Source organism: Kiritimatiella glycovorans (assembly GCF_001017655.1).
Taxonomy (GTDB): Bacteria; Verrucomicrobiota; Kiritimatiellia; order Kiritimatiellales; family Kiritimatiellaceae; genus Kiritimatiella; species Kiritimatiella glycovorans.
On the sequence record NZ_CP010904.1, the window covers coordinates 1,199,666 to 1,222,159 of the forward strand.

20 protein-coding genes are annotated in these 22,494 nt (G+C 67.0%); 19 read left to right on the plus strand and 1 reads right to left on the minus strand.

Annotated features, from left to right (window positions below):
- The 19 genes from L21SP4_RS04940 to aspS all read left to right on the plus strand — a co-directional run bounded on the left by L21SP4_RS04940 (position 1) and on the right by aspS (position 21,455).
- Positions 1-888: a DUF58 domain-containing protein gene (locus tag L21SP4_RS04940; protein ID WP_052881620.1), complete on the plus strand. Its 888-nt coding sequence runs from the start codon at positions 1-3 to the stop codon at positions 886-888.
- Positions 872-1,315: a hypothetical protein gene (locus L21SP4_RS04945; RefSeq protein WP_052881621.1), complete on the plus strand. Its 444-nt coding sequence runs from the start codon at positions 872-874 to the stop codon at positions 1,313-1,315. Before L21SP4_RS04940 ends, L21SP4_RS04945 begins: the two co-directional genes overlap by 17 nt.
- A complete protein-coding gene (locus L21SP4_RS04950; protein ID WP_052881622.1) occupies positions 1,312-2,337 on the plus strand; it encodes a vWA domain-containing protein in 1,026 nt (341 codons plus the stop codon). The genes L21SP4_RS04945 and L21SP4_RS04950 overlap by 4 nt, the downstream gene beginning before the upstream one ends.
- On the plus strand, positions 2,334-3,878 hold the full coding sequence (locus tag L21SP4_RS04955; RefSeq protein ID WP_052881623.1) for a vWA domain-containing protein: 1,545 nt from the start codon (positions 2,334-2,336) through the stop codon (positions 3,876-3,878). The genes L21SP4_RS04950 and L21SP4_RS04955 overlap by 4 nt, the downstream gene beginning before the upstream one ends.
- Before the next feature lie 28 nt (positions 3,879-3,906).
- Positions 3,907-6,171 carry a BatD family protein gene (locus tag L21SP4_RS04960; protein WP_052881624.1) on the plus strand — a complete coding sequence of 755 codons (2,265 nt, stop codon included), beginning with the start codon at positions 3,907-3,909 and terminating at the stop codon, positions 6,169-6,171.
- Positions 6,172-6,284: 113 nt separating this feature from the next.
- A complete protein-coding gene (gene trpS, locus L21SP4_RS04965; protein ID WP_052881625.1) occupies positions 6,285-7,286 on the plus strand; it encodes a tryptophan--tRNA ligase in 1,002 nt (333 codons plus the stop codon).
- On the plus strand, positions 7,283-8,095 hold the full coding sequence (locus tag L21SP4_RS04970) for a segregation and condensation protein A (RefSeq protein ID WP_096335059.1): 813 nt from the start codon (positions 7,283-7,285) through the stop codon (positions 8,093-8,095). The genes trpS and L21SP4_RS04970 overlap by 4 nt, the downstream gene beginning before the upstream one ends.
- On the plus strand, positions 8,092-8,808 hold the full coding sequence (gene scpB / locus L21SP4_RS04975; protein WP_052881626.1) for an SMC-Scp complex subunit ScpB: 717 nt from the start codon (positions 8,092-8,094) through the stop codon (positions 8,806-8,808). The genes L21SP4_RS04970 and scpB overlap by 4 nt, the downstream gene beginning before the upstream one ends.
- Positions 8,777-9,850, plus strand: a complete 1,074-nt coding sequence (gene pheA / locus L21SP4_RS04980; protein ID WP_052881627.1) for a prephenate dehydratase — start codon at positions 8,777-8,779, stop codon at positions 9,848-9,850. The genes scpB and pheA overlap by 32 nt, the downstream gene beginning before the upstream one ends.
- Before the next feature lie 27 nt (positions 9,851-9,877).
- Entirely contained in the window at positions 9,878-10,975 is a 1,098-nt protein-coding gene (gene hisC / locus L21SP4_RS04985) for a histidinol-phosphate transaminase (protein WP_052881628.1), read from the plus strand.
- Entirely contained in the window at positions 10,972-12,021 is a 1,050-nt protein-coding gene (gene aroF / locus L21SP4_RS04990; protein ID WP_052881629.1) for a 3-deoxy-7-phosphoheptulonate synthase, read from the plus strand. The genes hisC and aroF overlap by 4 nt, the downstream gene beginning before the upstream one ends.
- A gap of 3 nt (positions 12,022-12,024) precedes the next feature.
- On the plus strand, positions 12,025-12,906 hold the full coding sequence (locus L21SP4_RS04995; protein ID WP_144413760.1) for a prephenate dehydrogenase: 882 nt from the start codon (positions 12,025-12,027) through the stop codon (positions 12,904-12,906).
- Positions 12,907-12,934: 28 nt separating this feature from the next.
- Entirely contained in the window at positions 12,935-14,257 is a 1,323-nt protein-coding gene (gene aroA, locus L21SP4_RS05000) for a 3-phosphoshikimate 1-carboxyvinyltransferase (protein WP_052881631.1), read from the plus strand.
- Positions 14,254-15,573, plus strand: a complete 1,320-nt coding sequence (gene cmk, locus L21SP4_RS05005; RefSeq protein WP_082116542.1) for a (d)CMP kinase — start codon at positions 14,254-14,256, stop codon at positions 15,571-15,573. Before aroA ends, cmk begins: the two co-directional genes overlap by 4 nt.
- Positions 15,574-15,663: 90 nt before the next feature.
- Entirely contained in the window at positions 15,664-17,196 is a 1,533-nt protein-coding gene (gene proS, locus L21SP4_RS05010; RefSeq protein WP_052881633.1) for a proline--tRNA ligase, read from the plus strand.
- 12 nt (positions 17,197-17,208) lie between these two features.
- The gene (locus L21SP4_RS05015) at positions 17,209-17,793 is read left to right on the plus strand and encodes an HlyD family secretion protein (protein WP_052881634.1); all 585 of its coding nucleotides are present in this window, start codon (positions 17,209-17,211) and stop codon (positions 17,791-17,793) included.
- A gap of 126 nt (positions 17,794-17,919) precedes the next feature.
- Complete coding sequence (locus L21SP4_RS05020; protein WP_052881635.1) at positions 17,920-18,201, plus strand: HU family DNA-binding protein; 282 nt, start codon at positions 17,920-17,922, stop codon at positions 18,199-18,201.
- A gap of 8 nt (positions 18,202-18,209) precedes the next feature.
- On the plus strand, positions 18,210-19,484 hold the full coding sequence (gene hisS / locus L21SP4_RS05025) for a histidine--tRNA ligase (RefSeq protein WP_052881636.1): 1,275 nt from the start codon (positions 18,210-18,212) through the stop codon (positions 19,482-19,484).
- Between the two features lie 177 nt (positions 19,485-19,661).
- Complete coding sequence (gene aspS / locus L21SP4_RS05030) at positions 19,662-21,455, plus strand: aspartate--tRNA ligase (RefSeq protein WP_052881637.1); 1,794 nt, start codon at positions 19,662-19,664, stop codon at positions 21,453-21,455.
- 55 nt (positions 21,456-21,510) lie between these two features.
- On the opposite strand, the gene L21SP4_RS05035 is transcribed toward aspS, so the two are convergent.
- A complete protein-coding gene (locus tag L21SP4_RS05035) occupies positions 21,511-22,491 on the minus strand; it encodes an acetyl-CoA carboxylase carboxyltransferase subunit alpha (RefSeq protein ID WP_052881638.1) in 981 nt (326 codons plus the stop codon).
- Positions 22,492-22,494 lie beyond the last annotated feature (3 nt).

Sequence of the window (22,494 nt, forward strand, 5' to 3'; positions counted from 1 at the left end):
ATGCCCGCGGAGATGGAACAGCGTCTGCGGCAGATCAGGCTGCGGACCCGCTACCCCGTCGAACACCTGCTCGCCGGAGAATACCGCAGCGTGTTCAAGGGCCGCGGTATGGATTTCGACGAGATCCGGCCGTATGAACCCGGAGACGACGTGCGCGCGATCGACTGGAATGTGACCGCGCGCATGGGCCACCCGCATCTCAAACGCTACGTCGAAGAACGCGAACTCGCGGTCTGGTTTGTGGTCGACACCTCCGCCTCGTGCCGCTGCGAGCGCGGAGAAAGGACCAAGTGGGAGGTCATGCATGAAATCGTCGCCCTGCTCACGCTCTCGGCGACCCGTAACCAGGACCGCGTGGGCCTGATCCTGTTTTCGGATCGGGTGGAGGCGATCATCCCGCCCCGCAAAGGACGCCCCCACGCCCTGCGCCTGCTGAGCGATCTGCTCAGAGCCGAGCCGCGGGGCCGCCGCACGGACCCGCAGCCGGCCCTGGAGGCCGTAGCCCACCTCGCACAGCGCCGTTCGCTCGTGTTCTGGGTCTCGGATTTTCTGTTCGACGCCGATCGCGACCGGCTCGGACCGGTCAGTTTCCGGCAGGACCTCGTCGCCGTGGCCGTGAACGATCTCCGCGAGAAGAACCCGCCCGCCTGCGGTCTGGTGTCGGTGGAGGATTCGGAGACGGGCGATTCGATGATCTGTGTGCTGGACCACGCGAACCGGGAGGTTTACGGACGGGCGTTCGACCAGAGGCGCGCGGCGCTGAAACGCGAACTCGAGGCGGCCGGCGCGGACCTAATTGAGTGCGATACGGAATCGAACTGCGCCGCTGAACTGGCGGGATTCTTCAGGCGGCGCATGAGGAGAGCGGCGAATGAAACAGGCGGATAACGGGCGCACCGGCCTGCGGGCGGCCGTCGCCGCCCTGCTGCTGGCCGCCACGATGCCGGCGGCGTCGCAGGAACTGAACCTGAGGCGGCAGCCGGCGACATTGCGCGGTCTGCCCGGCGAGCCCCTGACGGCGGTGCTGAGCGCGGAAACAGAGGGGGACACGTCGCTGCGCTTCGAGATCCCCGCGGTGTCGAATCTGCTCCTGCGTGCCGATGAGGCCCTCCCGCTGACCCGTTCACCCGAGGGCCGCATACGCCGGGCCCGCCGGCTGGTCTGGCAGGCCATGGAGCCCGGAACGCGGGTGCTGACGAACCTGGTCGTGCGCGCGGACGGTCGCCGGATGCACTTTCCGCCGCTGCGTATCGTCGTCGGAGACGTCGACCCCGCCGACCCGCCCGAGGCGCCCGAACCGGAGACGCAGGAATGAGCTTTGCGCACCCCTGGATCCTGCTTCTGCTGCCCGCGGCCCTTACGCTGCTGCGCCGGAGGCGCGGGGGCGGCATTCCGGTCTCCAGCCTGGCGGACTGGCGCGATGCGCCGCCCCCGGGACGCGTGCGATGGCTGGCGGTGCCGCGTATGTTCGCGGCGTTCGCCGCCGCGCTGCTCATCACGGCCATGGCCGGACCGCGTGTCGAAAAACCGGTCCGGCGCGAAACGCGCGAGGGCATCGCCATCGAGATGCTGCTGGATATCTCCAGCAGCATGGACCAGAGCATCGACCGGCCGGAGGGCGGGAACGTCACCCGTATGGAGGCGGCCAAAGAGGCGGTCGCGGCGTTCATCGACCGGCGGCCGGACGATCTGATCGGCCTGATCACCTTCGCGCGCTACGCCGATACCCTCAGCCCGCTGACCTTCGGCCACGAGGCACTCATCGATATCGTCCGGCGGGTCGAGATCCAGGACCGGCCGCATGAGGACGGTACGGCGTACGGGGACGCCCTGGCGTTCGCGGCCGCCCAGCTCCACCGCATGGAGAACTGGGGCGTACAGGGCGAGGGAAGCGGTGCAGAGGTCCGGAATAAAGTGATCGTGCTGCTCACAGACGGGGAGAACAACTGCGGGCGCCATCTTCCCAGGCAGGCCGCGGGCATGGCTTCGCAGTGGGACATCCGCATCTACGGCATCAGTCTCGGCCGGGACGCCTTCGAACCGGAAACGCAGACCGGCCGCAGGGATCCGGAATTGACCGAAGGGGAAGCGCTGCTGAAGTCGGTCTGCACGGCATCGGGAGGCGCGTTCTGGAAGATCCGCGATGCCGGGGGATTGACCGGCGCGTATGAGACGATCGACCGCCTCGAAACCAGCGCGATAAGCACGGCGATTCCACGCCGCGTCGACTACGCGTCGATCTCAGCGCGGTTCCTGCTGCCCGCCCTCGTGCTCCTCCTGGCCGCGGCCGTGCTGCGGTCCACGGTGCTGCGCGTGGCGGAGGAGGAGCGCGGATGATCTTTCATGAACCCCGCATGCTGCTGCTTCTGCTCCTCCTGCCGCCTCTCGGGTGGCTGATGCGCCGCGCCGCCCACCGGAACCGCCTCGCGGCGGAACAGCTGCGGGGGGCGAACGACGAACGCCCGTCCGCCCCGCGTCGACGCCGCTGGCGGCTCGCGTCCTTCGCCGCCCTGATCACGGCGCTCGCCGCGCCGGCCTGGAATCCCAGGCCGGGACCGGGCGCGGAAACCGGACGCCACCTCGTGCTCGCGCTGGATATCTCCCGGAGCATGCTCGCCGAAGATCTCTTTCCCTCACGGCTCGAATCGGCGCGCATCGCGATTCATGAGGCCCTCCCGTCGCTGCAGGGCAGGAGAGTCGGCCTGATCACCTTCGCGGGTTCGGCGGCCGTGCGGGTGCCGCTGACCCGCGACCATCATTTCGTGCAGTACATGCTTAAACGCGCCGCGCCCTCGGACGCGGAGATCGGCGGCACGACCCTCCAGGCGGCCATCGAGAAGAGCATCGACCTGATGATTCCCGAAGGGGAGGAAAACCGAACGGATGTGGTCTTTTTTACCGACGGCGAGGACCACGGAAGCGACCTGGATGCGACCGCGAAGCAGCTCGCGGACTGCGGAGCGCGCGTGCTGATGATCGGTCTCGGCGATCCGGAGCTGGGCGCACGCGTGCCGGATCCGTCGTCCACGAATGAATGGATGCGCCATGAAGGGCGTATCGTGGTTTCCCGGCTGGAGGAGGAGACCCTCCACAGGCTGGCACGGATCAGCCCGCACGTGGAATATTTCCCCGCGCGGACGTCGCCCTTCGACCTGCGGTCGGTCTATACGCGCTTCACGGCGGAGGCGCCGCCCGGACCCGCGGCGGAGGAGGGCGCGGTGGTCTATACCGAGGGGCGTCCGTGGCTGATCGCCGCGGCGCTGCTGTGCTGGTGGCTGGCGGCCGGAGCCCCGCTCCGGTACCGGACGGTCCGCCTCCTTCTCCTGCTCCTGTGTATCGCCGGATGCTCGCCGGAAAACCGGGAGCCGGAGGGAGAGTACGCCCGACGCATGGAACGGGGAAATACGCTGTGGCGCCGGGCGCAAAGGGAAATCCGCGAGGACCCCGCCGTGGCGCTCGCGACGCTGGAGGCCGGCCGCGAGGCCTTCCTGCGCGCGGCCCTGCTCCGCCCGGGAGACCGGCCCGCCGCCCGGCGGATCGCCGGCGTGAGCGCACAGATACGCGAGGTGAAGCGTGCGCTGCCCCCCGGGGAGCCTGAGTCGACCGCAAGAGATCCAGACCGCGACGCCGCGCAACGGCCGGGCCCCGGGGAATTCGAAGAGGAGTACGGAGAAGGAGACCCCGGCGCGGAGAATGTCGCCCCCTCGCAGCGATCGATCCCCATGAGCGCGGAGAGCCTGCGCGTGGCGCTCGAAAACCGCCGGCTGCCCGAACCGGATTACTCCGCGAGCGAGATTCTCGCGGAGGAGGCCGAGAATCAGAAGGAACGCGCAGAGCGAAGGGGTCGCCGCGCCTCGGGCGTGAACAAGAACTGGTAGAACCGGGAACAGAGACGGATACGTGATCATGTGCGGGATACACAAAAACGGGGCCGTGGCCGGAGACCTGCTTCGCGCGGTGTGTGGCGCGCTGCTCGCAGGCGCCGTCGCGGTTGGGGCGGAGGACGGGAGCGACGCTTCGCCGCAGGCCGCCCCCGCCGCGCGTCCGGCAAAGGAGATGGACCTACAGGTCGACGTCAGCGAGACGGAAGCGGTCGTCGACCAGCCGATCATCGTGACGGTGACCTGGACCAGCCGGGTTCCCTTCAAGCGGTGCCGCCGGCTGTTGCTCGACCTCCCGCTGCTGCGGGGAGCCTCGCTCGGGGTCCGGGCGATGGAACCCGGCGTGCCCGAAGCCCGGCGCATCGGTCTGCCCGTGAACGGACGCCGCGTGATTGCGCGGCGGGAGACGATCGAGGGACGGGGAGAGCGCATCGCGTTTTCGTTCCGCATCATACCCCGGGAACCGGGCGGACTGCCTTCGGAGCCGGTCGCGATGCGGTGTGCGCTGATCGAGGGGCCCGCGCACGAGGGGCGTTATCCGAGTTATTTCGATAACCATTTCTTTAATGGTCCCGAATCCGATGAGTCCTTCGAACGCATCTACCTGAGCAGTCCGGTGCCGGAGGTGCGGGTCGCCGCCCTCCCGTCACGCGGCAGAACGGAGCGCTATACCGGCGTGGCGGAGACGGTCTCGGCGCGTGCGACGGTCGATCCGGAGGACGTCAGGGTCGGTGAACCGATGCTGCTGACCGTCGAAATCGCGGGGACCGGTTACGGCCCGGATCTGGCGCGGATCCCGGAACCCGTGCTGGGCGACACCGGTCCCGGGTTCCGCGTGAATCCCCGCCCCATACGCGAACAGAGCGACGGATCGCGGAGGTCGTTCACCTACGTGATGCGTCCGGTGCGCGCGGGGCTGGAAACCGTACCCGCCCTCGCGCTCCAGTTTTTCGATCCCGTCGCGGAAGAGTATAAGATGGTGCGTACCGCGCCCCTCACCGTCACGGTGCGCGCGGACGGCGAGCGTCGGATCTACCAGCCGGATCGTTCGGGCGAGGCGGCCACGGTCCGGGCGGCGGAGGGCATACGCGGAAACAGGAACGGAGGCGGACGGCACATGGATATCTATGAAGCTCTGGGCGCGCTGGCCCGGTACGGCTGGTTGTGTATTCCCCTCCCTCCGCTCCTGTGGCTCGTGCTGCGACCCGCCGTCCGTCGGCGCGAGCGCTGCAGGAGAGATCCCGCCTACGCGCGCGCCCTGCGGGCCGCCCGACGTTTCCGCCGCCGGGCGCGGTCAGACGAAAAAGCGGCCTGGCGCACCTACCTGGGCGAACGGCTCAATCTCGCCCCCGAAGCCGTGACGTTCGGGAATGTATCGCGCGAACTGCGCCGCCGCGGGGTGGATCCAACCCTCATCGAAGCCGTGGGCGCGCGGTTCGAACAGGAGGACGCCGAGCGTTACGCGCCGCGGCGCATGGACGTTCGCAGGACGCCGCCGCGCCGGGAACTGGTGGGCCGGATCGAGCGCGCCACCCGGGCGGCGCTGCTGCTGATCCTTATGCTGGCCTGCCATGCCGGCGCCGCGCCCGGAGCAACGCCCTCTCCGGAGCTTATCTTCGACCGCGCGATGGAGCTGCGCACGGAAGAGCCGGACCGCGCGAGACCCCTTTTCGAACACGCCGCGCTGGTCTTCGAGGCGAGGGGACACTATCTGAACGCGGGAAACAGCTGGTTTTTCGCGGGGCGCGACGGCCGGGCGCTGGCGGCGTACCGTCTCGCCGAACGGAGGCGTCCCTTTGATGCCCGTATCCGTGAGAGCCTCGCCGTCATCCGCGCCCGGCGCGAGGACCGGTTCCCGGAACCGGAATCCCCCGGGTCCGGACTGGCGGCGCTCTGGAGCCGGTTCTCGCGCTGGAGTCCCCTGCTGCGCGGCGGTGCGCTGATCGCCGTCTACCTGCTGGGCTGGGGGGTGTTCATCGCGGCCCGTTTCGCCGGCCGCCGGGTGCCGCGTGCCGCCTGCATAGCCGGCGGTCTCGTCGCCGCGACGCTGCTGCTCTCGCTGCTGACCTCCGCCCTTCAGCCCCCGCGCGGGGTCCTCATCCGCACGGCTGAAGCCCGGCTCGGACCGGGCTACGCCTACGACGCCGCCTACGAGTCGCCCCTCCACGAAGCCGTCGAATTTGACTGGCTGGGCCGCAGGAAACGCTGGGTCCGCGCCCGGTTTCCCGACGGCCGGGAAGCCTGGCTGCCCGCCAGTGCATGTCTGAGTATTACGGAGTCCGTCCCCTGAAGTCGGGGAAACCGGCTCCGGGTTCAGTTTCTCGTTTCACATTGGCCGCCGTTTCGCTACCGTATGCGCTTTGCGCGCAATCGGCGTGGTCCGTCAAAGGGAGAGGAGCAGCCATGGCGGGTTCGAGAATTCTTTCGGGGGTGCAGCCCTCGGGTAAATTACATCTCGGGAACTACTTCGGCATGATGAAGCCGGCGCTGGAGATGCAGGAGGAGGGCGAGGCCTACCTCTTCATCGCGGATTACCACGCCCTGACCACCGTGCACGACGCGGCCCGGCTGCGTGAATGGACCCGCGATGTGGCCCTCGATTTTCTCGCCTGCGGACTCGACCCCGAGCGGACCGCCTTTTACAGGCAGAGCGACGTGCCGGAGGTCCATGAACTGGCCTGGCTGCTCTCCGTCGTCACCCCGATGGGGCTGCTCGAACGGTGCCACTCCTACAAGGACAAAACCGCGCGGGGCGTGACCCCCAGCCACGGCCTGTTCGCGTACCCGGTGCTCATGGCGGCCGATATCCTGTGCGTGCAGTCCGACAAAGTGCCCGTCGGCCGCGACCAGAAACAGCACGTCGAGGTCACCCGCGACGTGGCCGCCAAATTCAATCACCAGTTCGGCGAGGTCTTCCGCCTCCCCGCACCCGAGATCCGGGACTCCGTCGCCGTGGTGCCGGGGATCGACGGGAAAAAGATGTCGAAGACCTACGGCAACACGCTCGATATCTTCGGCGACGAGAAGACCCTGAAGAAGAACGTCATGCGTATCGTAACCGATTCGGCGCCGCTGGAGGCGCCCAAGGACCCGGACACCTGCAATCTGTTTGCGCTCTACCGGCTTCTGGCCGCCGGGGACGAGACGGAGGCGCTGGCGGAACGCTACCGCGCCGGCGGCCTGGGCTACGGCACCGTGAAAAAAGATCTGCTCGAAAGGATCCAGGCGTATTTCGCGCCGATGCGCGCGCGCCGCGAAGAACTCGCGCGCGATCCGGAGGCGGTCGAGGCCGTCCTGGCGCGCGGCGCGGCGCGGGCGCGCGAAGAGGCGCGCCGGACGCTGAGCCGGGCCCGGGAGGCCGTGGGACTGCCGCCCGGGGCGATCGGCCGGGAGGATACGCCGTGAGCGGGGACATCGACAGCGGAGCGGCTCCCGTTGCCGAATCGAAGGAGTACAAGGTCCGGCTGGAGATATTCGAGGGCCCGCTCGACCTGCTGCTCTACCTGATCAAGAAGAACGAGCTGGATATCTACGATATCCCCATCGAGACCATCACGCGCCAGTACATCGAATACCTCGAACTGATGCGGATTCTCGATCTGGAGATCGCCGGCGAGTTCCTGGTCATGGCCGCCACGCTCATGATGATCAAGAGCCGCATGCTGCTGCCCGAGGACGACCGCGCGGAAGAGGAGGAGGAAGAGGAGGACGATCCGCGCTGGGACCTCGTGCGCCAGCTCGTGGAGTACAAGAAATTCAAGGACGCCGCCGGATACCTGGAGGGGCGCGAAGAGGAGCAGGGCGACGTATTCGGGCCCGAGGGCGAGCATCTCGAACTGGGCCCGCAGCCGGAAGTCGCCTTCAGCGACGTCGGTATTTTCGACCTGATCTCGGCGCTCAACGAGGCCCTGGAGCGCGCGGAGCCGGAAGAGGTGGCCGAGATCTTCGCCGAACCCTGTTCCGTGGCGGACATGGTCGACGAGGTGCTCCGGGAGACCGGGGGGGGGCGGGAGATCGAACTCCGGTCGCTCTTCACCGGAAGAAAATCGCGCCAGGAGATGGTCTGCACATTCCTGGCCGTGCTCGAACTGATCAAGCTCAACGAACTCGTGGCCGAACAGGAGGCGCATTTCGGGCGCATCGTGATCCGCCGCCGCGAAGGACCCGAGACCGCCGCCGCGACGGTCCCGGGCGATCTTGAGGAGGCCCCATGAACGAACACCGCGCGATGCCCGAACTCAAGGAGATTGTCGGCGCCCTGCTGTTCGCCGCCCGGCAGCCGCTCGGAGTCAAGCGTATGCGCCGCGTGCTGCGCGAGACCGCGGAGGTGCAGGGGGGCGTCTACGCGCAGTACGCCGAGGCCACCGAACGCGATCTCGCCGGGGCGGTGGAGTCTTTCGTGCGCGACCTCGAGGCGGCCGGGCTCGGACTCCGGGTCGCCGAGGTGGCCCACGGGTTCCGGATCGAGAACCGCCCGGAGTGCGGTCCCTGGATCCGCCAGATGCTCGACCGCAACCGGACGCCGAAGCTGACCAAGCCCGCCCTCGAGACCCTGGCCATCATCGCCTACCGCCAGCCGTGCACCCGGGCGGAAGTGGAATCCGTGCGCGGCGTGTCCGCCGACCAGATGATCCGCAACCTCGTGGAGCTGCAGCTCGTCAAGGCCACGGGACGCAGCGAACTGCCCGGCCGGCCGTGGCTGTTCGGCACGACGCAGAAATTTCTGGAGCACTTTGGATTGAAGACCCTCGGCGATCTCCCGAATATGGAGGAGCTGCGCCGCGCGGAGCGGGAGGCGCGGGAACGCAAACCGCAGGAGCCGTCCGGGGGCGCAGAAGACGGCGGGGCGGACGAAGCGTCCCGGCCGGCGGAATCGGAACCTGCGGGAGAGCAGCATGACACTGGACCAGTGGCGCGGGAAGATTGACGCGATCGACGCGGAACTGGTGCGGCTCTTGAACGAGCGCACCCGTATCGCGCTGGAGATCGGGAAGCTGAAAAAAGAGGCCGGCGCGGAGATCTACGTGCCCTCGCGCGAACGCGCGGTGCTGCAGCGTCTGGAGGAACTGAACGGCGGGCCGCTGCCGGCGGAGTCGCTCCGGGCGATCTACCGCGAAATCATGTCCGCCTCGCTCGCGCTCGAACGCGACCTTAAAATCGCGTATCTCGGCCCGCGCGCCACCTTTACCCACGAAGCCGCCCGCTCGCGTTTCGGCGGCAGCGTCGAATACGTCTCCTGCAGCACGATCGGGGATGTATTCAGCGATGTGGAGAACCGCAACGTGGATTACGGCGTCGTCCCGATCGAGAACTCGACGGAGGGCGCGGTGACGCATACCCTGGACCGTTTCGTCGACACGACGGTGCGGATCTGCGCGGAGATCTTTCTGCCGATCTCGCTCAACCTCCTCTCCCGCGCGGGCCGCGAATCGATCGCCCGCGTCTACAGCAAGGAGGAGGCCTTCGGCCAGTGCCGCCGCTGGCTCAACGAGAACCTGCCGGGCGTGGAGCAGATCCCGGTCGGCAGCACCGCGTCCGCCGCGGAGCGCGCCGCCCGCGAGGAAGACAGCGCGGCGATTGCCGGATGGCTGGCCTCGGACCTGTACGGCATCTCCGTGCTCGAGCGAAACATCCAGGACGTCTCGGGTAATGTGACCCGATTTCTCGTGCTGGGCCGCTCCTTCAGCGCGCCGACCGGTAAGGACAAGACCTCGATCCTCTTCAGCGTAAAACACAAAGCCGGAGCTCTCTACGACGCCCTTTCGGTCTTCTCCGGCAGCGGCGTCAACATGACGCGCATCGAATCGCGTCCGAACCGCACCAAGGCCTGGGAGTACAATTTCTTTGTCGACTTCGAAGGGCACGCGGAAGACGAAGAGGCGAAACGGACGCTGGAGAAACTCTCGGAACATTGTCTGATGCTGCGCGTGCTCGGTTCCTACCCGAACATGGGCGGCACGGAAAGCTGAACGCACCGACCGCAAAGGACAGCACCGATGGAACCTATCTGGAACGAATGGGTGGAGAACCTCAAGGTCTATGAACCGGGGCGGCCGATCACCGAGGTGGCCCGCGAACTGGGGTTCGACGACGTGGAGGACTTTCTCAAGCTGGCGTCGAACGAGAACGAGCTGGGTCCTTCGCCGAAGGCGGTGGAAGCGATCCGGAATCAGGCCGCCGGCGTGTACCGCTATCCCGACGGCGGCTGCTTCTACCTCAAGCGCAAGCTGGCCGCAAAACTGGATCTGACCCCGGAGCATCTCCTCTTCGGCAACGGAAGCAACGAGCTTATCGTCTTTCTCGGCCACGTCTTCCTGGGGCCGGGGCTCAATCTGGTCACCGGCGAATGCGCCTTCGCCGTATATCGGCTCGTCGCCGCCCTGTACCGCGCGGGTGTGGTCGCGGCGCCGATGCCGGATCTCACCTACGACCTCGACGCCCTGCTCGAGGCCGTAACCCCCGACACCCGGCTGGTCGCCGTATGCAACCCGAATAATCCGACCGGTACCGCGGTCGGGCAGGAGGACCTCGACCGTTTCATCGAACGCCTGCCCGGTCATTGCCTGGCCGTGTTCGACGAAGCCTATATCGAAATGATGCCGGAGGACCGGCGGCCGGATCTGATGCGCTACGTGCGCGAGGGGCGGGAAAACGTGCTGGTGCTGCGGACCTTCTCCAAGGCCTACGGACTCGCAGGTCTGCGCATCGGCTACGCGGCGGCGGCGCCCGCCGTGATCGGGCTGCTCAATCGCGTCCGCCAGCCGTTCAACGTGAACGTGCTCGCCCAAGCCGCTGCGGAGGCGGCGCTCGACGACGACGCGCACGTGGAGCGCACGCGCACGCTCGCCGCCGAGGGCTGCCGTACCGTCGCCGCCGCCCTGGCCGAACTCGGCTGCGAAACGGTCCCCTCGGTCGCCAACTTTATGCTCGTGCGCGTGGGAGACGGCGGAAAAGTCTTTGAACAGCTGCAGCGGCGCAGGATTATCGTCCGCCCGATGGGCGCGTACGGGCTTCCGGATTACGTGCGCGTGACGGTGGGAACGCCCGAACAGAACGAACGGCTCATCGAAGCCTTCCGGGAGATTTCGGAATGATTATTGTATTCAGGAAGGACGCGAGCGATCAGCAGATCGAGCACGTCATCGAACGGGTCGAGGAATGGGGGCTCAGTCCCAACGTCAGCCGCGGGACGGAGCGGACGATCGTCGGCGTGATCGGCGACGAGGCGATCCTGCGTTCGAAGCCGCTGGAGGCGCTCCCGGGCGTCGAGCACGTGATGCCGGTGCTGAAGCCGTACAAGCGCGCCAGCGCGGAAATGCGGCCCGAGCGCACCCGTATCCGCGTGCCGGCGGTGCATGACGAGGGCGCGCCGCTGTTCATCGGCGGGACGGGGGTCGTGCTGATCGCGGGACCGTGCGCGGTCGAGAACTACGACCTGATGCTCGAAGTGGGGCGCCGCGTAAAGGCCGCCGGCGCGCACATGCTGCGGGGAGGCGCCTTCAAACCGCGCACGTCCCCCTATTCGTTCCAGGGGCTCGGCCGGGAAGGACTGGAGATTCTGCGCGCCGTCCGCGGCGAGACCGGGCTTCCGGTGGTGACCGAGGTCATGGACACCAAGGATGTGGAACTGGTGTCGGAGTACGCCGACCTGCTGCAGATCGGCGCGCGCAACATGCAGAATTTCACGCTCCTCAAGGAGGCCGGCCGGTCGCGCCGGCCGGTGGTGCTGAAGCGGGGCATGGCCAATACGATCGAGGAATGGCTGATGAGCGCCGAGTACATCATGAATGCGGGCAATGAGCAGGTGATCCTCTGCGAACGCGGCATACGCACCATCGAAACCCTGACGCGCAATACGCTCGATCTCAGCGCCGTGCCCGTCGTCCGTCGCGAAAGCCATCTGCCGGTCATGGTGGATCCCAGTCACGGCTGCGGGCACGCCGACCTCGTGCCTGCGCTCGTGCGCGGGGCGATCGCCGCGGGGGCCGATGCCGTGATGGTCGAGGTCCATCCCGACCCCGAACGGGCGCTCTCCGACGGTCCGCAGTCGCTGCGCCCCGCGGAGTTCGAGCGCCTGGTCGAAGAGGCCGGGCGCGTCGCCCGGGCGGTGGAGCGCAGCCTGGAACCGGAGGGCAAGTAGACCGTGGCCGATGTCGCGCTTATGGGACTGGGATTGATGGGGGCCTCGCTGGGCATGGCGCTGCGCGGTCGGGCAGGGCGGCGGGTCTCGGCGTACGCCCGGCGTGAAGCGACCCGCACGACGGCGCTGGATCGCGGGGTGGCGGACGAGGTGTTCGCCGACCCCGCCGACGCGGTGCGCGAGGCCGGGCTGGTCGTATACTGCGTCCCCATCACGGCCATCCCCGAGCTGGTCCGGGCGAGCCTGCCCGGGTTGCGCGGAGATGCCGTGCTGACCGACGTGGGCAGCACCAAGAGCTGGCTGCAGCGGATCCTCGCGCCGGTGCTCCCGGAAGAGGGTCCCGTCTTTGTGGGCAGCCACCCGCTCTGCGGCTCCGAGCGACAGGGGCTGGAGGCGGCGAGGGAAGACCTGTACGAAGACGCCGCGACGCTCATAACGCCGGTTCCGGACGCCGCGCCGGAGGCCGTGGAGCGCGTCAGGGATATGTGGATCTCCGCCGGTTCGACGGTGCACCTGCTCGACCCCGGGGAACACGACCGGATCGTGGCCCGTACCAGTCACCTGCCGCACCTGGTCGCCGCCGCGCTCGCGCGGACCGCAGGCCGTGAGCCGGAGAAGGCCGCCTACTCCGGGACCGGGTTCCGCGACACCACCCGCGTCGCCGCCGGTTCGCCCGAGGTCTGGCGGGACATCCTCACGACCAACCGCGAAGCGGTGGCGGCCGAGGTCGGGGCCGCGCGCGAGGAACTGGACGCACTGAGCCGCCTGCTCGCCGACGGCGCGGAAGACGACCTCGAACGCTGGCTGCGCACCGCGGCCGAACGGCGCGCGGCGGTGCTCGCCCTGAACACCCGCGCGCCGTCCGGGAAACAGCCGGCCGAATGAGGCCCGGCGGAACGGGAACGAGGAACGGATGAACAGAGCGATCGATGCGGCAGGACCCCTGCAGGGAAGGCTGAGCGCGCCGGGCGACAAGAGCATCTCGCACCGTGCGGCGCTGCTGGCCGCGGTCGCGGAGGGTGTGACGACCGTCGAAGGCTATCTTTTCGCCGACGACTGCTGCGCGACCCTTAACGCCGTCTCGGTGCTGGGCGCCCGGGTCCGGCGTGACGGCGACCGGCTGGAGATCGAGGGCACCGGAGGGGCGCTCTCCGAGCCGGACCGCGAACTCGACCTCGGCAATTCGGGGACCGGCGCCCGCCTGCTGGCCGGCCTGCTGGCGGCCCGGCCGTTCGAGACGGTGGTGACCGGCGACGCCTCGCTGCGGCGGCGTCCGATGAGCCGCATCCGCGATCCGCTGGAGCGGATGGGTGCGGCGGTCGAACTGACCCCGCCGGGCGACACGCTCCCGATGCGCATCCGGGGCGGGGGGCTGGAGGCCATTGAATACGCGCTGCCCGTCGCGTCCGCCCAGGTCAAGTCTTGCGTGCTGCTCGCGGGCCTGTTTGCCCGCGGCACGACCTGCGTGCTGGAACCCCGTCCCTGCCGAGATCATACGGAACGTCTGCTGGCCTACCTGGGCGCGGACATCCGCGTGGACGGCGACACCATCGAACTCGAAGGTCCGGCGTCCGGGGGCCCCCGGCTCCGGGCGCGGCCGATCGTGGTCCCCGGTGATATCTCCTCGGCGGCATTCTGGCTGGTCGCCGCGGCCGCCCGGCCGGGCGCGGAGGTGACGATCGAGGGGGTCGGACTGAATCCGCGGCGCTCCGGTATCCTCGACGTGCTGCGCAGGATGGGCGCGGAGATTGAAATCACGGAGCGCGAGGCGGAAGGCGAACCGCTCGGCGACATCCTCGTCCGGGGCCGGACGCTGAACGGCACGGAGGTGGCCGGCGCGGAGATCCCGAATGTCATCGATGAACTCCCGCTGATCGCGGCGGCCGGGGCGCTGGCGGAGGGTCGGACGGAGATCCGCGACGCGGAAGAGTTGCGGGTGAAGGAGAGCGACCGGATCAGTGCGATGACGGCCCATCTGCGCGCCTTCGGCGCGCAGGTCGACGAACGCGAGGACGGCATGAGCATCGCGGGCGGAGCCCGGCTCCAGACCCCCGATGCTCCGCTCCCCGGCTACGGCGATCACCGGATCGCCATGGCGTCCGCGGTGCTCGCCGCGGCGTGCGGCATCCCCGCCGAGATCGCCGACGTCGGCTGCGTCGACACCTCGTATCCTCAGTTCTGGGAGCACTTTGCCGCACTCGGCGGCTCAACCCGCGGGATCGAGGTGAACCCATGATTCATGCCATGCCGATCATTGCGATCGACGGCCCCGCGGCCTCGGGCAAATCCACCGTGGCGCGGAAGACGGCTATGGAGCTTCAGTTCCTGTACGTCGATTCCGGTTCGCTCTATCGCGGGGTCACCTGGTCGGCCCTGGAGGCGGGGGCCGATCCCGCGGACGCCCGGCAGATCATGCGTGTGGTCCGGCGCTCCGACTGGCGTTTTTTTGTCGAAGAGGGCGCCGTGCGGTTTTCCGTCGACGGGCGGCGGCCCGGCGATGCGCTGCGGGGCCCGGAGGTCCGCGCGCACGTCTCGGACATTGCCGCCGTGACCGCCGTGCGGCGCTGGGTCAACCGGCGCCTGCGCCGTCTCCGGCGGCTGGGTCCGCTGGTGATGGAAGGGCGGGACATCGGCAGCGTCGTGTTTCCGCGGACACCGCTGAAGTTTTTTCTCAACGCCAGCCCCGAGGCGCGGGCGCAGCGCAGGGCGAAGGAGCTGCTCGCGCGGGGAGAAGAGGGCGAGGCCCACCGGGTTCTCGAGGAACTGGAGCAGCGGGATCAGCGCGACAGCACCCGGCGCGCCGCCCCGCTGCGCGTACCCCGGGGCGCGATCGAGATCGACAACACCGCCCTCAGCGTGCAGGAGGAAGTCGAGACCATCCTGCGGCGGGTCCACGAGGGGACGGGGATCGAATACGAACCCTGGTGCCGGCCGGGCGTCTATTTTTTCAGCCGGGCGCTCTTCTGCGGGTTCCTCCGCTGCTGGAACGCGTTCCGGGCGAGCGGGGCGGAGCATGTACCGCAGCGCGGCGGATGCATTATCGCCGCCAACCACGCGAGCTTTCTCGACCCGCCCGTACTCGGCAGCGGCGTGAAGGGCCGGGTGGTCCACTTCATGGCGCGTCACACCCTGTTCAAACCCGGCTTTCCGAAGTGGTGGATGGAGTCGGTGGGCGTGATCGCGGTCAAGCGGGGCGAAGCCGACCGCGCCGCGCTCAAGTCGGCCATCTCCTGCCTGAAGGCGGGGGCCGTGATCGGGATGTTCCCCGAGGGCACGCGCACGCGCGACGGGAAACTCCAGGAGCCGCGGGGCGGGGTCGGGTTTATCGCCGCCCGCAGCGGAGTACCGGTCGTGCCGGCCTATATCTCCGGCACCCGGCAGGCCTACCCGCGCGGCGCGAAGGGGATCCGTCCGAAACCGGTGCGGATACGGTACGGCGCACCGATCCCGCCGGCCGAACTCAAGCCGGATAAACGCGGCAAAGAGGGCTATGCGGAGGTCGGACGCAAGGTGATGGCGCGGATCGCCGAACTCGCGCCCCCGGATGCCTGAATCGGGCGGGACGGGGACTCGTCAGGCTCCTCCTGATCCGCTATAAACGGCTGCATTCACAAGAGACGAATTCGGGATTCAGGAGCGACCATGGCGGAAAACAGGCGCAAGACGGCGATTACCCCGACGAGGGAAGACGACTACGCAGAGTGGTATCAGCAGGTCGTCCGTCAGGGAGACCTGGCGGAGACGAGCCCGGTGCGCGGCTGCATGGTGATCCGCCCCTGGGGCTACGCCCTGTGGGAAAACATCCGCGACCGGCTCGACGCCATGTTCAAGGAAACCGGGCACCGCAACGCCTACTTCCCGCTCTTCATCCCCAAGAGTTATCTCGAAAAGGAGGCGGAGCACGTGGAGGGCTTCGCCAAGGAATGCGCCGTCGTGACGCATCACCGCCTGGAAGCGTCGCCGGAAGGCGGCCTGCAGCCGGCCGGCGAACTGGAAGAGCCGCTGGTGGTGCGGCCCACTTCGGAGACGATCATCGGCGCCACCTACGCCCGCTGGGTGCAGAGTTACCGCGATCTTCCCATCCTGATCAACCAGTGGGCCAACGTGGTGCGGTGGGAACTCCGCACACGGCTCTTCCTGCGGACCGCGGAGTTTCTGTGGCAGGAGGGGCATACGGTCCACGAGACGGAGGCCGAGGCATGGGAGGAGACGGTGCGGATGCTGAACGTCTACCAGACCTTCGCGGAATCCTTCATGGCCATGCCGGTGATCGCCGGCGAGAAGACGGCCGGTGAACGGTTCCCGGGGGCGGTGCGCACGCTCTGCATCGAATCGATGATGCAGGACCGCAAGGCGCTGCAGGCCGGAACCAGCCACTTCCTGGGGCAGAACTTTGCGCGCTCCTCGGGCATCACCTACCAGTCCCGGGAAGGGCGCGAAGAATTCGCGTGGACGACTTCCTGGGGCGTGTCGACCCGCCTGATCGGCGGACTCATCATGACCCACGCGGACGACGACGGCATGGTGATGCCGCCGCGCCTGGCCCCCGCTCACGCAGTGCTGCTGCCGATCATACGCCGGGACAGCGACCGGGAGCGGATCATGGCCTACGTCCACAAGGTGGCCGCAGCGCTGCGTCAGGAGCGCTTCGACGGGGCGCCGGTTCGGGTCGAAATCGACGACCGCGAGGTCAATGCGGGCGAAAAGGGCTGGGAGTGGGTGCGACGCGGCGTTCCCCTGCGGGTCGAGATCGGACCGCGGGACATGGAGAAGGACGCCGTCTTCGTCGCCCGGCGCGACCGCGGACCGAAGGAGAAGACTTCGCTGCCGTGGAAGCAGTTCGTTCAGAACGTGGGAAGCGAGCTGGAGGATATTCAGAGTTCGCTCTTCGAGCGCGCGCTCGACCGGCGCGAAAGGCACACGCGCGAGGTCGATACGTTCTCGCAGCTGGAGTCGTTTTTCACCCCTGTCGACGGGGCGCGGCCCGGCATTCACGGCGGCTTCGCGAGGGCGCACTGGTGCGGCCGCGAAGAGTGTGAAAAGAGGATCAATGATGAGCTTTCCGTGACGATCCGTTCGGTGCCGCTCGAAGAGGAGGGCTTTACCGAGCCGGGTAAATGCATCTGCTGCGGGAACGAAAGCCGTACCCGGGTGGTCATGGCGAAGAGCTATTAAACGGAGGCGGATATGTCCCCGAAAAAGAAATATAAGATCAAAGGCACCAAGGACTTCCTCATTATAGCCATCGCCTGCTTCATCTTCTGTATCTGGGCGATCCGCGACGGATGGTTCCCCACCGAGGGCGTGCTGAAGAAGCACCCGCAGCGCGTGGAACTGTCCTTCGAGAGGGCCGGACGGGTGACGGAGGTGCAGGTGGAGGAGGGGCAGGAGGTCCGTCCCGGCGAGGTGGTGGCCGAGATCGCGGCCACCGACCTGGAGCGGGCGGTGTTTGAAGCGGAAAAGGCCTACCGGCGCGTCCGGGAACAGGGGACGGAGGCGGATCAGCGCAAAGCGCTCGGAGAGCTGAGAGAGGCGCGCGCCGCTCTCGAGCAGGCCGAGCTGAAGGTCGGCGATCAATACGGGAAGAACGATCTGTCCGTGGCGGATGTGCTCGAGGTCAAGGTGCGGGAGGGGTACCGCGTCAAACCGGGCGAGACCGCCGTGGTGATCCACCCCCACGATCATTTCTACCCGTTCAATAAGAGCCTCACCTTTCTGACCGGCATCCTGTTCTTCGTGTTCATGTACCTGCACTGGGTGGCCAATCGATGAACATGCGCGCCCCGGGGGCGCAGGGGACGGCTTTTTCGGGCAAACCATTTGACGCGTGAGCGCAAAGCCCTATCATTCACCACTTAAGATTTTTTTAGGAATCGGACGAAAAAAGGGGGACGGATCATGACGAAGCGGGATCTCGTGGTAAGGATCGCCGATGAGACGGATTTAACGCAGAAGCAGGTGTACGGGGTGGTCCAGAAGACGCTCGATTACATCATCGAGGCCCTCGAACAGGGCGAGAACGTGGAATTTCGCAATTTCGGCGTGTTTGAAGTTCGTGAACGCAAACAGCGTATCGGCCGCAACCCGAATCAGCCGGAAAACGTGGTCACGATCCCCCCGCGCAAGGTCGTGAAATTCAAGCCCGGGCGCATCATGCGCCGCAATATTACGGGCGGTTGACAGGGACCATGGGAACCGACGCCTTCCAGCCGGTCCAGGGGATGAGCGACTTTGAAGCGCCGGAGGTCTGCCTCTGGCGCGCACTCGAGGCATCGGCACGGGAGGTCTTTGAGCGCTACGGCTACGAAGAACTCCGCACGCCCGTCGTTGAACCCCTCGGCATCTATCTCCACTCGCTGGGCGAGACGAGCGATGTGGTGACGAAAGAGATGTATAATTTTGAGGACCGCGGCGGCCGCCGCCTCGCCCTGCGGCCGGAGGGCACCGCCGGCGTGATCCGCTGTCTCGCCGGGAAGGGGGCCGAAGGACTGCAGGCCCGCGTGTATTACCTCGGACCGATGTTCCGCTGTGAACGCACCCAGAAGGGACGCAAACGGCAGTTTCACCAGGCGGGCGTGGAGGCGACCGGCGCGCCGAACCCCAGGGTCGACGCCGAATGCATCGCCCTGCAGGTCGCCCTGCTCGAGGCCATGGGACTCAAGGGCGCCCGCGTCCGTCTCAATACGCAGGGCGCCCCGCACGAGCGAAAAACCGTCGCCGACGGCCTGCGCGCGGCGCTTGAACCCGTCCGCGAACAGCTCTGCGAAGATTGCGCGCGCCGCATCGACCAGAACGTGCTGCGCGTCCTCGACTGCAAGCAGGAGTCCTGCCGGAAGATCGTGGCCGAGATCCCTGCGCCGGTCACCTTCATGCGCGAAGAGTCGCGCAGCTATTTCGACAAGGTGCGGACCCTGCTCGAGGCCCTGGGCCTGGACGCAGAACAGGACGCGAAACTGGTGCGCGGGCTGGATTATTACGCGCACACGGTCTGGGAACTCACCCATGACGCCCTGGGGGCGCAGAACGCGATCGCCGGCGGCGGACGCTACGAGATTACCTTCGAGGGCAAAACCGTTCCGGGCGTCGGGTTCGCCGTCGGCATGGAACGGGTGATCGACGCCCTCCGCGCCGAAGGGGTGCGGGACGAGGACCATGCGCCCTCGGGAGGCGTCTGGCTGATCTCTCTCGGCGAAAGCGCACTCGACGCGAACATGGAGCTGGCGTGCCGCCTCCGCCGCGCCGGCATCCGCTGCGGCATGGAACTGGAGCCCAAAAGCATGAAGGCGCAGATGCGCAAGGCCGGCCGCCGGCGTGCGAATCACGCGGTGATCCGCGGCGAAGACGAGCTGCGCGAGGGCACGGCCGTACTTAAAGACCTCTCCACCGGCGAACAGCGGACCGTGAAAGACGAGCGTTTGTTTGAGGTTGGAAACCTGAGAGAGGTTTTTGAGTGGGAAACCTGAAACCTGAGACCTGAGTAAGAGAGGTTTTTGAGTGGGAAACCTGAAACCTGAGACCTGAGTAAGAGAGGTTTTTGAGTGAGAGACCTGAAACCTGTTTTGAGTGAGAGACCTGAGACCTGAAACCTGAGTAAGAGACCTGAAACCTGAGTATTCCGGAACCCGACAAGGAAAGTCCCCATGCATCCCTATCGAACCCATCACTGCGGAGAACTGAAGAAGGCGGACGTGAACGAACGCGTACGGTTATCGGGCTGGGTCCATTCCGTCCGTGACCACGGCGGAGTCATCTTTATCGACCTGCGCGATCATTACGGCATCACTCAGATCGTGATCGATCCCCGCCAGCCCTTTTACCGCGACATCGAGCACTGGCGGGTGGAAAGCGTTCTGTGCTTCACCGGCACGGTTACGGCGCGCAGCCCGGAAACCGTGAATCCGCGCCTCGCGACCGGAGAGATCGAGGTGAGCGCCGACGAGATGCGGGTGCTGGCCGAGGCGGAACCGATCCCTTTCCAGATCGCCAGGGAGGACGACTGTTCCGAGTTCATGCGGCTGGAACACCGTTACCTCGATCTGCGCCGCCACTCGCTGCACCGGAACATCGTGCTGCGCTCACAGATTATCACCGAGATGCGCAAGGTGTTGACCGAACGGGGATTCTGCGAGTACCAGACGCCGATTCTGACGAGCAGTTCGCCCGAAGGCGCGCGCGATTATCTCGTACCCAGTCGCCTGCATCCGGGCAGTTTCTACGCGCTGCCCCAGGCGCCGCAGCAGTTCAAGCAGCTGCTCATGGTGGGGGGCTTCGACAAGTACTTCCAGGTCGCGCCCTGTTTCCGCGACGAGGACGCCCGCGCGGACCGCTCGCCGGGGGAGTTCTACCAGCTCGACATGGAAATGAGCTTCGTCACGCAGGACGAACTGTTCGAGGCGGTGGAAGACGTCATGGTGCAGGTGTTCCGCAAGTACGGGTGCAGGAAGATGACCGAGGTCCCGTTTCCGCGGCTGCCGTACCGGGAGGCGATGGACAAGTACGGGACGGACAAGCCGGACCTGCGCAATCCGCTCGAGATGCGCGATGTGACGGAGATATTCCGCGACAGCGGATTCAACGCGTTCGCGAATACCGTCGCCCAGGGCGGGACGGTGCGTACGATCGCGGTGAAGGGCTGCGCCGGGCGGCCGCGCAAATTTTTCGATGATATGATCGGCTACGCCCAGTCGGTCGGGGCGAAGGGGCTGGCCTATATCGCCTGGGTGGACGGCAGGGAGAAGAGCCCGATCGCCAAGTTCCTGAGCCGGGAGGAACTCGACCGGCTCAAGGCCGCGGGCGAGGTCGACGACGGAGACGTGATGTTCTTCGTCGCGGACGCGGAAAAGGACGCGCTGCGGATCGGCGGACGGGTGCGCGACGAACTGGGTCGGCGTTTGGAACTGATCGACGAAACGATCTACCGGTTCTGCTGGGTGGTGGATTTCCCGATGTATGAACTCAATGAGGACACCGGCGAGGTGGAGTTCAGTCACAATCCCTTCTCGATGCCTCAGGGAGGGATGAAGGATCTGGAGGAGAAGGATCCGCTGGACGTGCTGGCTTACCAGTACGACATCGTCTGCAACGGCGTCGAGCTCTCATCCGGCGCGGTGCGGAATCACGATCCGGAGCTGATGTACCGCGCCTTCGAGATCGCGGGGTACGACCGGGGCGAAGTGGACCGCCGCTTTCCGGCGCTGCAGCGCGCCTTCCATTACGGCGCGCCGCCGCACGCGGGGATCGCCCCCGGCATCGACCGCATCGTCATGCTCTGCGCAGGGGCGAAGAATATCCGCGAAGTCATCGCCTTCCCGATGAACCAGCGCGCGCAGGATCTGATGATGAGCGCCCCCAACGCCGTGAGCGAACAGCAGCTCCGCGAACTGCACATCCGTATCCGGCGGCCATCTGCGGGTAGTCACAACGCTCAATCATAATCCAGCTCGAACTCGCAGATCAGGATTACGATGATCCCGGTCGGACGTAACGAGATTACGCGCCCGGCGTCGCCGGCCGCGCCTCTTCCGTAAACCGGCCCATGGCGCGGAACTTACGGTAGCGCTCCTCGATCAGTTCATCCGTCGGTTTGCCGCTCAGCTCGTCCAGATGCCGCAGGAGCGCTTCCTTAAGCGTTTCGTAGACCCGGGAGACATCGGCATGCGCACCGCCGACGGGTTCGCTCAGAATCTCGTCGACCAGCCCGAGTTCCTTCAGCCGGTCGGCGGTAAGACCGAGCACCTCCGCGGCGCGGTCGGCATAGGACCGGTCCTTCCAGAGAATCGCGGCGCAGCCCTCCGGCGAGATGACCGAGTAATAGCTGTTTTCGAAGATCAGCACCCGGTCGCCGACCCCGATGCCCAGCGCGCCGCCGCTGCCGCCTTCGCCGGTGACCGTGACCACGATCGGGACGCGGAGGGCGAACATCTCGCGCAGATTGACGGCGATCGCCTCGGCGATGTGGCGCTCCTCCGACTCGATGCCGGGGTAGGCGCCGGGGGTGTCGATCAGGGTCACGATGGGCAGCCCGAAGCGGTCCGCGAGTTTCATCAGGCGCAGCGCCTTGCGGTATCCCTCGGGGTAGGCGCAGCCGAAGTTGCAGGCCAGGTTGCTTTTGGTGTCGCGGCCTTTGCGGGTCCCGATCACCATCACGCGGCGGCCGTCGATGTTCGCCGGGCCGCCGAAGATCGCGCGGTCGTCGCGATAGCGTCGGTCGCCGTGCAGCTCCATGAACTCCGAGGTCAGCCGGTCCACGTAGTCCATGGCCAGAGGCCGTTCGGGATGACGCGCGAGCTGGACCCGCTGCCAGGGGGTGAGATGACTGTAGATGTTGTGCCGGGTCGTCTCGATCTTCTCTTTCATGCGCTCGAGTTCCAGTGAGACGTCGATGTTCTGGGTCTCGCTGAACTTCTCGAGTTCGCGCAGCTTTTCTTCGAGATCGATAATCGGTTTTTCAAAAGGAAGCGGAGCGGACATGGG

What these genes read in the sequence shown, in the direction of transcription:
- L21SP4_RS04940 (WP_052881620.1), top strand. Translation starts at nt 1, where the DNA reads ATGCCCGCGGAGATGGAACAGCGTCTGCGGCAGATCAGGCTGCGGACC.
- L21SP4_RS04945 (WP_052881621.1), top strand. Translation starts at nt 872, where the DNA reads ATGAAACAGGCGGATAACGGGCGCACCGGCCTGCGGGCGGCCGTCGCC.
- L21SP4_RS04950 (WP_052881622.1), top strand. Translation starts at nt 1,312, where the DNA reads ATGAGCTTTGCGCACCCCTGGATCCTGCTTCTGCTGCCCGCGGCCCTT.
- L21SP4_RS04955 (WP_052881623.1), top strand. Translation starts at nt 2,334, where the DNA reads ATGATCTTTCATGAACCCCGCATGCTGCTGCTTCTGCTCCTCCTGCCG.
- L21SP4_RS04960 (WP_052881624.1), top strand. Translation starts at nt 3,907, where the DNA reads ATGTGCGGGATACACAAAAACGGGGCCGTGGCCGGAGACCTGCTTCGC.
- trpS (WP_052881625.1), top strand. Translation starts at nt 6,285, where the DNA reads ATGGCGGGTTCGAGAATTCTTTCGGGGGTGCAGCCCTCGGGTAAATTA.
- scpB (WP_052881626.1), top strand. Translation starts at nt 8,092, where the DNA reads ATGAACGAACACCGCGCGATGCCCGAACTCAAGGAGATTGTCGGCGCC.
- pheA (WP_052881627.1), top strand. Translation starts at nt 8,777, where the DNA reads ATGACACTGGACCAGTGGCGCGGGAAGATTGACGCGATCGACGCGGAA.
- hisC (WP_052881628.1), top strand. Translation starts at nt 9,878, where the DNA reads ATGGAACCTATCTGGAACGAATGGGTGGAGAACCTCAAGGTCTATGAA.
- aroF (WP_052881629.1), top strand. Translation starts at nt 10,972, where the DNA reads ATGATTATTGTATTCAGGAAGGACGCGAGCGATCAGCAGATCGAGCAC.
- aroA (WP_052881631.1), top strand. Translation starts at nt 12,935, where the DNA reads ATGAACAGAGCGATCGATGCGGCAGGACCCCTGCAGGGAAGGCTGAGC.
- cmk (WP_082116542.1), top strand. Translation starts at nt 14,254, where the DNA reads ATGATTCATGCCATGCCGATCATTGCGATCGACGGCCCCGCGGCCTCG.
- proS (WP_052881633.1), top strand. Translation starts at nt 15,664, where the DNA reads ATGGCGGAAAACAGGCGCAAGACGGCGATTACCCCGACGAGGGAAGAC.
- L21SP4_RS05015 (WP_052881634.1), top strand. Translation starts at nt 17,209, where the DNA reads ATGTCCCCGAAAAAGAAATATAAGATCAAAGGCACCAAGGACTTCCTC.
- L21SP4_RS05020 (WP_052881635.1), top strand. Translation starts at nt 17,920, where the DNA reads ATGACGAAGCGGGATCTCGTGGTAAGGATCGCCGATGAGACGGATTTA.
- hisS (WP_052881636.1), top strand. Translation starts at nt 18,210, where the DNA reads ATGGGAACCGACGCCTTCCAGCCGGTCCAGGGGATGAGCGACTTTGAA.
- aspS (WP_052881637.1), top strand. Translation starts at nt 19,662, where the DNA reads ATGCATCCCTATCGAACCCATCACTGCGGAGAACTGAAGAAGGCGGAC.
- L21SP4_RS05035 (WP_052881638.1), bottom strand. Translation starts at nt 22,491, where the DNA reads ATGTCCGCTCCGCTTCCTTTTGAAAAACCGATTATCGATCTCGAAGAA.